10 protein-coding genes are annotated in these 13,868 nt (G+C 60.6%); 7 read left to right on the forward strand and 3 right to left on the reverse strand.

Annotated features, from left to right (window positions below):
- Window positions 1-302 precede the first annotated feature (302 nt).
- Both argF and ACNQP3_RS23085 read left to right on the forward strand, forming a co-directional pair.
- Window positions 303-1,223 (forward strand): ornithine carbamoyltransferase, encoded by a 921-nt coding sequence (argF, locus tag ACNQP3_RS23080; protein ID WP_264316495.1) that lies wholly within the window; start codon window positions 303-305, stop codon window positions 1,221-1,223.
- Entirely contained in the window at window positions 1,220-2,329 is a 1,110-nt protein-coding gene (locus ACNQP3_RS23085) for an ABC transporter ATP-binding protein (RefSeq protein ID WP_012273890.1), read from the forward strand. The genes argF and ACNQP3_RS23085 overlap by 4 nt, the downstream gene beginning before the upstream one ends.
- Before the next feature lie 36 nt (window positions 2,330-2,365).
- Here ACNQP3_RS23085 and ybaK read toward each other — a convergent pair whose 3' ends face one another.
- Window positions 2,366-2,836: a Cys-tRNA(Pro) deacylase gene (gene ybaK / locus ACNQP3_RS23090; RefSeq protein WP_012273891.1), complete on the reverse strand. Its 471-nt coding sequence runs from the start codon at window positions 2,834-2,836 to the stop codon at window positions 2,366-2,368.
- Window positions 2,837-3,138: 302 nt separating this feature from the next.
- On the opposite strand from ybaK, the gene ACNQP3_RS23095 reads away from it, so the two are divergent.
- The 4 genes from ACNQP3_RS23095 to glpD all read left to right on the forward strand — a co-directional run bounded on the left by ACNQP3_RS23095 (window position 3,139) and on the right by glpD (window position 8,096).
- Complete coding sequence (locus ACNQP3_RS23095) at window positions 3,139-3,990, forward strand: MIP/aquaporin family protein (protein WP_012273892.1); 852 nt, start codon at window positions 3,139-3,141, stop codon at window positions 3,988-3,990.
- Window positions 3,991-4,039: 49 nt separating this feature from the next.
- On the forward strand, window positions 4,040-5,539 hold the full coding sequence (gene glpK, locus ACNQP3_RS23100) for a glycerol kinase GlpK (RefSeq protein ID WP_012273893.1): 1,500 nt from the start codon (window positions 4,040-4,042) through the stop codon (window positions 5,537-5,539).
- A 101-nt stretch (window positions 5,540-5,640) separates the two neighbouring features.
- Window positions 5,641-6,396: a DNA-binding transcriptional repressor GlpR gene (glpR, locus tag ACNQP3_RS23105; protein ID WP_012273894.1), complete on the forward strand. Its 756-nt coding sequence runs from the start codon at window positions 5,641-5,643 to the stop codon at window positions 6,394-6,396.
- Between the two features lie 173 nt (window positions 6,397-6,569).
- Entirely contained in the window at window positions 6,570-8,096 is a 1,527-nt protein-coding gene (gene glpD, locus ACNQP3_RS23110) for a glycerol-3-phosphate dehydrogenase (RefSeq protein WP_012273895.1), read from the forward strand.
- A gap of 57 nt (window positions 8,097-8,153) precedes the next feature.
- On the opposite strand, the gene ACNQP3_RS23115 is transcribed toward glpD, so the two are convergent.
- Both ACNQP3_RS23115 and ACNQP3_RS23120 read right to left on the reverse strand, forming a co-directional pair.
- The gene (locus tag ACNQP3_RS23115; RefSeq protein ID WP_264316496.1) at window positions 8,154-10,982 is read right to left on the reverse strand and encodes an NEL-type E3 ubiquitin ligase domain-containing protein; all 2,829 of its coding nucleotides are present in this window, start codon (window positions 10,980-10,982) and stop codon (window positions 8,154-8,156) included.
- Entirely contained in the window at window positions 10,949-12,532 is a 1,584-nt protein-coding gene (locus tag ACNQP3_RS23120; protein WP_264316497.1) for a dermonecrotic toxin domain-containing protein, read from the reverse strand. The genes ACNQP3_RS23115 and ACNQP3_RS23120 overlap by 34 nt, the downstream gene beginning before the upstream one ends.
- A 338-nt stretch (window positions 12,533-12,870) precedes the next feature.
- Here ACNQP3_RS23120 and ACNQP3_RS23125 point away from each other — a divergent pair, with 338 nt between their 5' ends.
- Window positions 12,871-13,788, forward strand: coding sequence for a glutamate/aspartate ABC transporter substrate-binding protein (locus ACNQP3_RS23125; RefSeq protein WP_012273897.1), 918 nt, complete (start codon window positions 12,871-12,873; stop codon window positions 13,786-13,788).
- The last annotated feature ends 80 nt before the right edge of the window (window positions 13,789-13,868 follow it).

Below are 13,868 nucleotides of genomic sequence, written 5' to 3' on the forward strand. Positions count from 1 at the left end.
CGTGAATCCACCGACATCAGGCGCACGATTTGCGACAGCCATTTGCCAAATTGCCAGCAAGCCGTGTACAACCTTGGTGTAGCAAATAAAAAACAGCACGGGCCAACGGGTAAAGACACCCTTTGCAACACCCTTTGCAATCAGGCCACTGTTTCCCCCCTTGGCTTCAGGCGACATTTACTTATAGTATTGCGCCTTTCCCTATTTCGTCCGCCCCGTGCGGCTTACGCCGCAGGTCACTCCCGTTGTCAAAAAAAACCATACGGTCGACCTGCATACCGTTGCAGATAAGGTAGTCAATCATGAGCGCTAGGCACTTTCTCTCCCTGCTGGACTTCACCACCGACGAATTGCTCGGGGTGATCCGCCGCGGCATCGAGCTGAAGGACTTGCGCAAACGAGGCGTGTTGTTCGAGCCGCTGAAGAACCGCGTACTGGGCATGATCTTCGAGAAGTCCTCCACCCGCACCCGCGTGTCGTTCGAAGCCGGAATGATCCAGCTTGGCGGTCAGGCCATCTTCCTGTCCCCGCGCGACACCCAGCTGGGCCGTGGCGAGCCGATCGGCGACAGTGCCATCGTGCTGTCGAGCATGCTTGACGTGGTGATGATCCGTACCCACGCCCACAGCACGCTGACCGAGTTCGCTGCCAAATCGCGCGTGCCGGTGATCAATGGCCTGTCCGACGAGTCGCACCCGTGCCAGTTGCTGGCCGACATGCAGACCTTCCTCGAGCACCGCGGCTCGATCCAGGGCAAGACCGTGACCTGGATCGGCGATGGCTTCAACATGTGCAACTCCTATATCGAAGCCGCCAGGCAGTTCGATTTCCAGCTGCGCATCGCCTGCCCCGAAGGCTACGAGCCGGATCAACGCTTCATGGCGCTGGGCGGTGACCGCGTGCAGATCATCCGTGATGTCAAGCAAGCCGTGCGCGATGCACACCTTGTGGTCACCGATGTCTGGACTTCCATGGGTCAGGAGGAGGAAACTGCACGGCGCCTGGCGCATTTCGCGCCTTACCAGGTCACTCGCGAACTGCTCGACCTGGCGGCACCCGATGTCCTCTTCATGCACTGCCTACCCGCCCACCGTGGCGAGGAAATCAGCCAGGACCTGCTCGACGACCCACGGTCGGTCGCCTGGGGCGAGGCTGAAAACCGCCTGCATGCACAGAAGGCGCTTCTCGAATTCCTTGTAGAACCGGCTTACCACCACGCATGAGTCAACCCCTACTGCTCAACCTGCGCAACCTCGCCTGCGGTTATGGCGATCAGCGCATCGTCCAGAATCTCAACCTGCACCTGAACGCAGGCGACATTGGTTGCCTGCTCGGTTCGTCCGGTTGCGGGAAAACCACCACGCTGCGCGCGATTGCCGGTTTCGAACCGGTGCACGACGGCGAGATCCAGCTGGCCGGCGAAGTCATTTCCCGTGCAGGCTTCACCCTGGCCCCGGAAAAGCGTCGCATCGGCATGGTGTTTCAGGACTATGCGCTGTTCCCGCACCTGACCGTGGCGCAGAACATTGCCTTCGGCATCGCCAAGCACCCACGCCAAGCCGCCGTCATCGAAGAGATGCTGGAACTGGTCAAGCTGGGCGGCCTGGGCGGGCGTTACCCGCATGAGCTTTCTGGTGGCCAGCAGCAGCGGGTCGCCCTGGCCCGTGCGCTGGCGCCTGAACCCCAGTTGTTGTTGCTGGACGAGCCGTTCTCCAACCTCGACGTGGAATTGCGCCGGCGCCTGAGCCATGAGGTTCGCGACATTCTCAAAAGCCGCGGTACCAGCGCCATCCTGGTTACCCATGACCAGGAAGAAGCCTTTGCCGTCAGCGATCAGGTTGGCGTGTTCAAGGAGGGCCGCCTGGAACAGTGGGACACGCCCTACAACCTTTACCACGAACCGCAAACGCCGTTCGTGGCCAGCTTCATTGGGCAGGGGTATTTCATCCGTGGGCAGATGAGCAGCCATGAGGCCGTCAATACCGAGCTGGGTGAACTGCGCGGCAACCGTGCCTACATCATGGCACCAGGCAGCTCGGTGGATGTGCTGCTGCGGCCCGACGATATCGTGCATGCACCCGGCAGTTCACTGCAGGCGAACATCGTCGGCAAGAGCTTCCTGGGGGCATCGACCCTGTACCGCCTGCAACTGCCTACCGGCAGCCAGCTGGAGGCTATCTTCCCTAGCCATAACGACCATCAGGTCGGCGAAGATGTGGGGATTGCGGTGAAGGCCGATCACCTGGTGCTGTTCCCGGTGCCGGGCAGTGTGGCGGCGCAATTGCCGCGGCAAGAGAATGGCGTTCGTCGGTACAGTTCGGCGACCTGATTCGAAATCTCGGGGCCGCCTTGCGGCCCAGAAATCTCAGCCCCGACCGATGCCGGCAAATTTGCCCTGGGTATGCTCGGCCAGCACCGCCGCCGCCAACTCCACTTCCAACCCACGCCGTCCAGCACTGACATGGATGGTTGCGAAGTTCTGCGCTGATTCGTCAATGAACGTACGCAGCCGTTTCTTCTGCCCCAGCGGGCTGATACCGCCTACCAGGTAACCCGTGGCCCGTTGCGCCGCCGCAGGGTCCGCCATCTCGCACTTCTTCACCCCGGCAGCATGGGCCAAGGCCTTGAGGTCCAAGGTACCTACCACAGGCACGACCGCTACCAGCAACTCCCCTTTCTCGCTGCTAGCCAGCAAGGTCTTGAACACCTGTTGCGGGTCGAGCCCGAGCTTTTCCGCCGCCTCCAGGCCATACGACGCCGACTTGGGGTCATGTTCATAACTGTGCACACGGTGCTCGGCGCGGTGCTTCTTCAACAGGTCTAGGGCGGGGGTCATGCAAGGGCTCCGGTCTGGGACGGCTCGGCGGCTACTTTAGGACAAATCCCACATCCCAGCCAGCGCACCACAATCGCGCGCCTCTACTACGGGGATTCGAAGCGGATTTTAGCGACCATATCGTGACTGGTCGTTCACTTTCGACCTTTGACATCAGCGTTTCTTGTCTATATTTTTTCGTTTCTGAATAAACACTGCACTTTTAAGGTGCATTCCTACATCTGCCCGGGGTCAATGGGGATAGACACCGGGCTTTGCTGTCGAGCGCCACGCGCCTCACAACAAAAAAAACGAGGTCATACATGACGACTGCTCTACGCCAACCCACGTTGTCCAGCCAATGCCTGGCCGAGTTCCTGGGCACTGCCCTGCTCATCTTCTTTGGCACCGGCTGCGTCGCCGCGCTCAAGGTCGCGGGCGCCAGCTTCGGGCTGTGGGAAATCAGCATCATCTGGGGCGTAGGCGTGAGCATGGCCATCTACTTCAGTGCCGGTATTTCAGGTGCGCACCTGAACCCGGCGGTGAGCATCGCCCTCACCCTGTTCGCCGGGTTCGACAAGCGCAAGCTGCCCTTCTACATGCTGGCCCAGGTGTGCGGCGCCTTCTGTGGCGCGGCGCTGGTGTACACGCTGTACAGCAACCTGTTCTTCGATTTCGAACAAGCCCACGCCATGCTGCGCGGCAGTGAAGCCAGCCTGGAGCTGGCCTCGGTGTTCTCCACCTACCCGCACCCGTCCCTGTCCACCGGCCAGGCATTTGCGGTCGAAGTGGTGATCACGGCCATTTTGATGGCCGTGATCATGGCCCTGACCGACGACAACAACGGCCTGCCGCGCGGAGCCATGGCGCCGCTGCTGATCGGCCTGTTGATTGCGGTGATCGGGAGCGCCATGGGCCCATTGACCGGCTTCGCGATGAACCCGGCCCGCGATTTCGGGCCAAAACTCATGACCTTCCTGGCCGGTTGGGGCGAAATCGCCTTCACTGGCGGACGGGACATTCCGTATTTCCTGGTTCCGGTGTTCGCACCGATCCTTGGCGCCTGCCTGGGTGCCGCGACGTATCGCGGCCTGATTGCCCGCAACTTGCCAATGTCGCCTGCCGCGAACCCTGAGACAAATGACAATCGCCAGGGCGATACTCAAGTCAATTGATGCCGGCATCACGCCCAGCCCTGAACCCTTTTTTGCAAGGCCTACGACCATGACAGACACCCAGGACAAGCACTACATCATCGCCCTGGACCAGGGCACCACCAGTTCGCGGGCGATTATCTTCGACCGTGATGCCAACGTGGTGGGCACCTCCCAGCGCGAGTTCGCCCAGCACTACCCGCAGGCGGGCTGGGTCGAGCACGACCCGATGGAGATCTTCGCCACACAGAGCGCGACCATGGTCGAGGCCTTGGCCCAGGCTGGTATCAGCCACGCCCAGGTCGCCGCGCTGGGCATTACCAACCAGCGCGAAACCACCGTGGTATGGGACAAGGAAACCGGGCGCCCGGTGTACAACGCCATTGTCTGGCAGTGCCGCCGCAGCACCGAGATCTGTGCCCAGCTCAAGCGTGACGGCCATGAAGCGTACATTCGTGAAACCACCGGCCTGGTCACCGACCCGTACTTCTCCGGTACCAAGCTGAAGTGGATCCTCGACAATGTCGAAGGCGCCCGTGAACGCGCCGAGCGTGGCGAACTGTTGTTCGGCACCATCGACACCTGGTTGATCTGGAAGTTTTCGGGTGGCAAGGTGCACGTCACCGACTATACCAACGCCTCGCGCACGCTGATGTTCAACATCCACAGCCTGCAGTGGGACGACAAACTGCTGGAAATCCTGGGCATCCCGCGGCAGATGCTGCCCGAGGTGCGCCCGTCCTCGGAAGTGTACGGCCACACCAAGAGCGGCATCGCCATCGCCGGTATCGCCGGAGACCAGCAGTCGGCACTGTTCGGCCAGATGTGCGTGGAGCCAGGCCAGGCCAAGAATACCTACGGCACCGGCTGCTTCCTGCTGATGAACACCGGCGACCAGGCGGTGAAGTCGTCCCATGGCCTGCTCACCACCATTGCCTGCGGCCCACGCGGTGAAGTGGCCTATGCGCTGGAAGGCGCGGTATTCAACGGTGGTTCCACCGTGCAATGGCTGCGTGACGAACTGAAGATCGTCAACGACGCCTTGGATACCGAGTACTTCGCCAGCAAGGTCAAGGACAGCAACGGCGTCTACCTGGTGCCAGCCTTCACCGGCCTGGGTGCCCCGTACTGGGACCCGTATGCCCGTGGTGCACTGTTCGGCCTGACTCGCGGCGTGAAGGTGGACCACATCATCCGCGCCGCGCTGGAATCGATCGCCTACCAGACCCGCGACGTGCTCGACGCCATGCAGCAGGACTGCGGCCAGCACCTGTCCGAGCTGCGCGTGGACGGCGGTGCGGTGGCCAACAACTTCCTCATGCAGTTCCAGGCAGACATCCTCGGCACCTGCGTGGAACGGCCACAGATGCGCGAAACCACGGCGCTGGGCGCCGCCTACCTGGCGGGCCTGGCCTGTGGCTTCTGGAGCGGCCTGGACGAGCTGCGCGACAAGGCGATCATCGAGCGCGAGTTCAGCCCGCAGCTGGACGAAACGCAGAAAGAGAAGCTGTATGCCGGCTGGAAGAAGGCGGTCGAGCGAACCCGTGACTGGGAAGACCACGAGGCATAACGCTTGTTGGGGCCGCCACGCGGCCCCAATCGTCTACTGGCCGTCATCCCCTTCCTACGGCATTATTGCAGAATTTGTCCGGCTGCCCCAAAGGACCGCCCATGAATCTGCCCCCTCGCCAACAACAAATCCTCGAACTGGTGCGCGATCGCGGTTACGTCAGTATCGAAGAAATGGCGCAGCTGTTCGTCGTGACACCGCAAACCATTCGCCGCGATATCAACCAGCTGGCCGAGCTCAATCTGCTACGTCGCTACCACGGTGGCGCGGCCTACGACTCGAGCATCGAGAACACTGCCTACGCCATGCGTGCCGACCAGATGCGCGACGAAAAGCAGCGCATAGCCGATGCCGTGGCTCGGCAGATTCCCGACCACGCCTCGCTGTTCATCAACATCGGTACCACCACCGAATCGATTGCCCGGGCACTGCTCAACCACAACCACCTGAAAGTCATCACCAACAACCTGCATGTGGCTGCAATTCTGGCCGCCAAGGACGATTTCGAAGTGCTGGTGGCGGGTGGCACGGTGCGCCGTGATGGTGGCGTGGTTGGCCAGGCCAGCGTCGACTTCATCAACCAGTTCAAGGTCGACTTCGCCCTGGTGGGCATCAGTGGCATCGACGAAGATGGCAGCCTACTCGATTTCGACTATCAGGAAGTGCGGGTATCCCAGGCGATCATCGCCAATGCCAGGCAAGTGATCCTTGCCGCCGACTCCAGCAAGTTCGGGCGCAACGCCATGGTGCGCCTGGGTTCGATCAGCCTGGTCGATTGCCTGGTGACCGACCAGGCGCCAACCCCCGCCCTCACTCAGTTGCTCAACCAGTACAAGATCCGCCTCGAAGTGGTTTGAGCCGAAGCGGGCTGCCAAGCGGCCCGCAATTTTCGTAAATGTTCACTTTATTGTCATCTGATCAGTTTTTTCTATAGAGACTGACTGGCGACGGGCTTTCTGTTGCGTTAGTATTTTCGGAAACGAACATAAATGTTCATATTCGATGTGAACAGCCTCAGGAGGCCTTGCCCGTGTCCCAGCCCGTTTCGTCCCAGCCCCCACTCGCCGACTGCTATGACCTCGCTGTGATCGGTGGTGGTATCAATGGCGTGGGCATCGCTGCCGACGCCGCTGGGCGCGGCCTCAAGGTGTTCCTCTGCGAAAAGGACGACCTGGCCCAGCACACCTCGTCGGCCAGCAGCAAGTTGATCCACGGTGGCCTGCGCTACCTGGAACACTACGAGTTTCGCCTGGTGCGCGAAGCACTGGCCGAGCGTGAAGTACTGCTGGCCAAGGCACCGCACATCGTCAAGCCGATGCGCTTCGTGTTGCCACATCGCCCGCACCTGCGCCCTGCGTGGATGATTCGTGCTGGCCTGTTCCTGTATGACCACCTGGGCAAGCGCAAGCGCCTGGGCGCTTCGCGCAGCCTGCGCTTTGGCCCGGGATACCCGCTCAAGCCAGCGATCAGCCGCGGTTTCGAATACGCCGACTGTGCCGTGGATGACGCCCGCCTGGTGGTGCTCAATGCCATGGCCGCCCGTGAGCACGGTGCGCACATCCACACGCGCACCCGCTGCCTGCGCGCCGAGCGCGTCGATGGCCTGTGGCAGGTTGAACTGCAGCACGCCGACGGCAGCCTGCAGACCCTTCGCGCCCGCGCCCTGGTCAACGCCGCCGGCCCATGGGTCGCCAGCTTCATCAAGGACGACCTCAAGCTCGATGCGCCTTATGGCATTCGCCTGATCCAGGGCAGCCACATCATCGTTCCGCGCCTGTACGAGGGCGAACATGCCTACATCCTGCAGAACGAAGACCAGCGCATTGTTTTTTGCATCCCCTATCTGGAACGTTTCACCCTGATCGGCACCACCGACCGCGAATACAGTGGCGACCCTGCTCAAGTGAAAATCACCGAGGGAGAAACGGATTACCTGCTCAAGGTGGTGAACCAGCATTTCAACCATCAGATCAGCCGTGCCGATATCCTGCACACTTACTCCGGCGTTCGCCCGCTGTGCAACGACGAATCGGACAACCCTTCGGCCGTGACCCGCGACTACACCCTTGCGCTGTCCGCAGGCGATGGCCAGGCACCGTTACTGTCGGTATTCGGTGGCAAGCTCACCACCTATCGCAAGCTGGCAGAATCGGCAATGGGCGAGCTCAAGCCATTCTTCACCGAGATGCGCGGCAGCTGGACGGCTGAAAGCCCGCTACCGGGCGGCGAGAACATGACCGACGCACAGGCGCTGGTCGATGCGTTGCTGGCACGCCATCACTGGTTACCCATGGACATTGCCAAACGTTGGGCTACCACATACGGCAGCCGCGCATGGCAACTGCTGGACGGTGTTCAAGGGCCGGTGGACCTCGGCCAGGCAATCGGCGGTGGCTTGTTCACACGCGAGGTGGATTACCTGCGCAACGAAGAATGGGCGCTGACGGCCGACGATATTCTGTGGCGGCGTACCAAGCTGGGCCTGTTCACCACAGCAGCAGAGCAGCAAACCTTGAAGCAATACCTGAACGATCGCCAGGGCGTCCAGGCTGCCTGATACCACGTAGTCGCAGGGCTTCGCCAAAGGCGCTGCCCTGCGTCAGGCCTCTTTGCGCTACAGAGGCCAACGTGCATAGGCTTCTACAGTCAAACGCTTGATAAGGGCGCTTTCTTGCGTTTCCAGGAGCCGCTTCAACTCATTGCACCGGTCCAGGTACGTCTGCTCATCGAGCGCGCCGGTCTCAACTTGTGATTCGTACGTTTCCAACGTTTGGCGATGAGCATCTACCAAGGCTCTGAATCGCTCAACGTATCTCTCCCGCAGGTAATGCTGCCAGAACTCCTGTTCAGCCAACGATTGCGCCAGTTGCTCGGTGGACTCCAAAGACAGCACTTCAGCCCTGGCGATATTGATGTCTTCCACGGTCACGAAAGCATCCAGCTCATAGTGCATACGCAGCGGTTGCGCTGGCAACTGCAGAAGCCCGGCCAGCCTGACCCGGTACGCCAGGTAGGTTTCGATGTCATCGATTCGCTCCAGGTTTCTCGGATGATTCGCGTTCACCTCCCTGAGCCACACCAGTTTGCGTGCGGCGATCCTGTCCACCTGTTGCAAGCGATACAGCGAACGCCCAAGCCTCATCAAAGCTGCTTCACTCTGCCCCTGGGCGAGGCCCGCCGTCTGTCGATGAACCAGCACACGCGTTTCCATCTGGCTGAACAGCCACAGCAGCCTGTCCTCACAGGTGGCCCGCCCGCCTGCCTGCTCGAACAACAACTCGCGCAACTCGCTGTTCTGCTCGCATGCCTCGATGATGCCCCAGGCCCTCGCCCGGTAGTACGCGGGATATTTCCGATAATCCGGACCGCGTGCGAAATCACGCAAAAAGTTGAAGAAGTCATTCGAGCCTACCTCGCTGCGCAGGTTGCTCCACAACGCCTCGCGCTCTGTGCGCAACGGGCCAGTCGCGCCGACGAGCCACTCTGCCTGCTCGGCCTGCAGATCCCCATGATGACGGTAGGCAGGGTTGTGTTGAACCGTGTGCCGCGCAGCACTCGAAGGCCCCGGTTGTTCCTCCAGCAATGCCTCACTGGCTTCATCCAGTGGATTATCGTGCAGCGCCATTTGCTGCAAGCGGGCGCGCAGGCCCACAAGGTCGCGATTGACTTGCCGAATACGGTTGTCACGCAAGTCGGCGATACCGCGCCAAGGCAACTGCTCAATGCCTGCGGGCAACTGTTCAATATTTGCCGCTCGCAACCCCAACTGGCGCACGTTCAATAACCGCCTTACCTGCGGAGCATTGCCCAACGGGTTGTAATTGAGCTCTATCCTTTCCAGAATGAGCAACGCATTAAGGCGTCGGCTGTCCGCCGGGGTCATCACGATCTGGTTGTTATCCAGACGCAACAGGCGAAGTTCGGTCAAATGCTCTATACCCGGTGGTACCGATACCAGTCGGTTATTGCGCAGATCAAGCTGCCTCAACTGCGGGAAGCGCCGTAAAAAGTCAGCGTCGATGCTCTCTAGATCCATGTTACGCAACGCCAAGCGAGTAACATGCCCGAAGCTGATACCCGCAGGCAGCTCAGGCAGGCTACCCACGCGTTCGCCGTTGATTTCCAGCGCATAACTGCCATCCCCCCGGCGTCTAAGCTTGCGGCGCCAGCAACGCCGGATCGCGTTGCTCACCCGGCTGCGCCTTAGAAGGTCCAGCATGTTTGCATACCCGGCTCGCCAACCCGCCAGGGCCTCACGCAAGGCACGCCATTGCTGAAACAGCGCTTGGTAGTGTGACCACGGGTCAACCCGCTCGGTAACCAGGCTGAGCATGTACTGCTGCAGTTGCGCGTCGTCGAGCGTTGGAAAGATCTGCGAAATGCCGCGCCTGGCAGCTTGGCCACGGCTTTCTGCCCGGCCACTGAGTGGGTAGCCGAGCCGGCCATCGGCAAACCGCACAGGAGGACGCACACCACCGGAAATAGGCACCTGGCCTATTAGCCTTGATGCGAGGTCGCGGTGCATACGGGCGTGCCCCGCCAGCCGTTCGACCAGTTGCTGTTCGTTCAGCAGTGGATCGCCGAGGACGACTTTCTGCTCGTCACTCATGCACAACAGAAGCGCGTGCATCAGGCTGTCGGTAGGTGCGGCTACGGGGCGAGGATCAACCGTCAGGTCATGGATGCGATAGGCCTGCTCTTCTCGCACGATGCACATCACCTCTGTTGCCGACTCTGCACCTGCTTGTCCCAGCAAAGTGCCCTGTGCCGAGCCCACGCGAAGCTCGACGCGCAACGCTTCTGGCCAGGGCGCGAGCTCATGGACCAAACCGATGGCCAGCTTTTCAGTATCACCATTGACCGCCTGTCGTTGACGAAAACCGGCGCAGGCGCGATCCAACCGGCTGTCATGCAGGAACCAGCGGATACGCTCAGCCATGGCCAATGGAACTCGCCCGGTAGAACGCAATCGTTCGAGCACTTGATTGTCGACCTGCTTGCGTATCTCTTTCGCGCCGCGAACGGTAAGCCCCGGAAATGAACGCCGCATCAATGCGTCTTCCACTTCCTCGGCCTCTTGGGCGGCAGCCACCAGCAACTCCAATGCATCTGCCTGAATGGCTGGATGCAGGGTGTGCAGCCGATGGCGATCGAATGCATCCCGCAACCGTGCAGGCGCTGGCGCGTGCTCAACATGCAGTTGACGAAGCTGTGCCTCGTCAAAGCCCGTGCAATCCAACACGGCGGTCGCCTGTTCCGCTGTCATGTCAAAAAAGTCCGCGGCCAGCCGACGTAGAAGTTGCAGCTCTCCCGTCCATTCCTGAGGCCGCTCCAGCGCATGGCGCCAGCCGCCGCTGCCGTTGCGTTCGAGTAACGGTCGATATGCCTGCTCGCGCTTCGGGTGACGGATTACCAAGTCCTTGCCATCCTGCGAGCGCGCCATCTGATAGTGCCTTCGTGAAACTGCACTTGAGAACGCCCCAGGTGCCCCTCACTTTGCGCCATGGACAAGCCGGGAGGTTGCTCCACCCGGTATGCCGCCATGTCAGAGGAGCAGAGTTTCAATTGCCCGCCATCGAGCATCACTGGGACCAACGCTCGCACCTGCGCCGCCGCGACGCCCACCGCCGCACCCACCGCCAGGTTTTCCGCGACCGCAAACACATGCCCCAAGGCAGCCTCACGGTCTCCGAGCTGCCAATCCTGATAGCCTTCGTAGACCTCGTCGGCAATCTGAAGCGCAGCAATCCCCAACATCACCTCGCCCAGTACGGGTACGAACAATCCGGCCAGGCCTAGCAGAGTCAAGCCGGCATTTTCATAGCCGGCGAGCCGCCGGCGGCGAGCGGCGGCATCTTCGTCTCCGGTAGGCACCGCCAACACCCTGGCATCGTCGAAGATCTTGTCAATGCGCTGGGCCCGCAGATGAGCGAACAGCGGTTTGTCCAAAGGAAAATGACGACCGTCGAGTGCCAGTGCGGCTCCTTTCGCGGTCTGGGCCTGAAGGCGTTCAAGCACGGCGCTGAAAGCCATACGCTCGCGCTCGCCAATGAACCGCATGAAAAACTTGGCAAACCGTGTTTCGCGCAAGCGCAGCCCTAAATCCTGGTAGAGCGCGGCCCAGGAAGCATGCTGAAGAACGGGTCGAGCAGCGTCGCCCGGTATCCAGACGATCAGCCCCGAAGGGGCGCCACCGCCATGTTCACGGCACTCGACCACCACCACACCCTGGATGCATTTGCCAAGCAAGAACAGTTGCCTGCAGGTAAGCACTGTGGTGTCGGCTGGTACGATCGGCGTGGGCGCGACAACCCTCAGCATCTGCAGGAAGCTGCGCTCATCGATGTCTGCTTTCAAAAAAGCGATGCGCACCGCCGCATCCAATGCCGTGCGCTGCGCCTCTTCAAACACAACCTCGACAGCACGCCGAGCATGGCCCGGCGTGCCGCCCGCCTCGTCAGCGGGTAACAGATGCTCTCGCAACAACCCTTGGTAGTGGCCGCCCAGGTCCAACTTACGGCAGAGCTTGGCGAACGACACGAACGAAATGGGCATCACGGCGCCTGACGCCGACTCCACCTGCCGGCGGACAACCGGCCTGGCCACGATTTCATCCTCAGCGAAATTGTGCATCGCTGCAGCCAGCAACGGCACCGCGTTCGTGCGCACCGTCCGTACCGAAGGTGGCATAGGGAAACTGCTCGGATAGAACCTGCGCTCCACAGTGCACAGCTGCGTCGAGCGCACATCGATATGGCGGTTGTGCTCCTTGTGCAAGGCCACTTCGAGGCGCGGAGCGGCAAATTTGGCCAAGCAAGGAATAGCGCTCAACAACCGATCCAACTGGTCGACACTTTGCTGCTGGCGGCTCAAAGCAAGGTTGAGCTCCTTCAGCGCATCGGCTGGCGCCTGCTTGAACCAATCGGGCAACTGCCTGGCGATCAGTGCCTCTACCGAGTCGGGTGGCAGGTCGTGCCTGGGGAAATCGCTCATGGACTGCCTCTCTATTTTGAGAAGCAGACAAGAAAGCTGAAAGAAGCCGTCATCCGGTGTTAATTAAATAGTACGCAGCTTGCGCCCCGTCGATTCGTTCGGATTACCGAACGATTGCATACCCATTCATTCGGGGATTCGGACGCAAATTCTGTTACATGACCACCGCTAAACTATTGATTGCCAGGTTCTGCGGGACGTTATGATCGAAATCAGGGCTTGGCACGACTCATGCTCTACACTTGGTAGCCGAGTGCAAACGCTTCTTTCTGTATTCGTTGAACGAAAGAGTCCGCCAACGGCTCCATAAAAAAAACAAACACGTCGAGGAAAATTTGATGCGTATCGTTCGTCAATTGCTGGGCGCCGCCATTGCGGCCGCTGTGATCGCTTCGCCGGCCATGGCCGAGGAGCTGACCGGCACCCTGAAGAAGATCAAGGATTCGGGCACCATCACCCTGGGCCACCGCGACTCCTCCATCCCGTTTTCCTACCTGGCCGGCAAGCCCGAGCCCGTGGGTTATTCGCATGACATCCAACTGGCTGTCGTCGATGCCCTGAAGAAGCAACTGGGGACCGACATCAAGGTCAAGTACAACCTGGTCACCTCCCAGACCCGCATCCCACTGGTGCAGAATGGCACCGTCGACCTCGAGTGCGGCTCCACCACCAACAACGTCGAGCGCCAGCAGCAAGTCGGCTTCTCGGTCGGTATCTTCGAAGTCGGTACCCGCCTGTTGACCAAGGTCAAGGACGGTCAGCCTGCATACAAAGACTTCCCGGACTTGGCTGGCAAAAACGTGGTGACCACCGCCGGCACCACCTCCGAACGCATCCTCAAGGCGATGAACGCCGACAAGCAGATGAAGATGAACGTGATTTCCGCCAAGGACCACGGTGAAGCCTTCAACATGCTCGAAAGCGGCCGCGCCGTGGCCTTCATGATGGACGACGCCCTGCTCGCCGGCGAAATGGCCAAGGCGCGCAAACCGTCGGACTGGGTCATTACCGGCACCCCACAGTCGTATGAAATCTACGGCTGCATGGTGCGCAAGGAAGACGCAGCCTTCAAGAAAGCGGTGGATGACGCCATTGTCGGTTACTTCAAGTCGGGCGAAGTCAACAAGAGCTACGAGAAGTGGTTCATGCAGCCGATCCCGCCAAAAGGCCTGAACCTGCAGTTCCAGATGAGCGACGAGCTGAAAAAACTGATCGCCGAGCCAACCGACAAGGCCGCGGACGAGAAGAAGTCCTGATCCTCAGCAATTAGTGGCCTGGTGCTCAAGCGCACGAATCAATCCTGCAGGCCACTCATTAGTGTCTAACCTTTCATCCG

Source organism: Pseudomonas sp. LFS074 (genome assembly GCF_047978165.1).
GTDB lineage: Bacteria > Pseudomonadota > Gammaproteobacteria > Pseudomonadales > Pseudomonadaceae > Aquipseudomonas > Aquipseudomonas putida_P.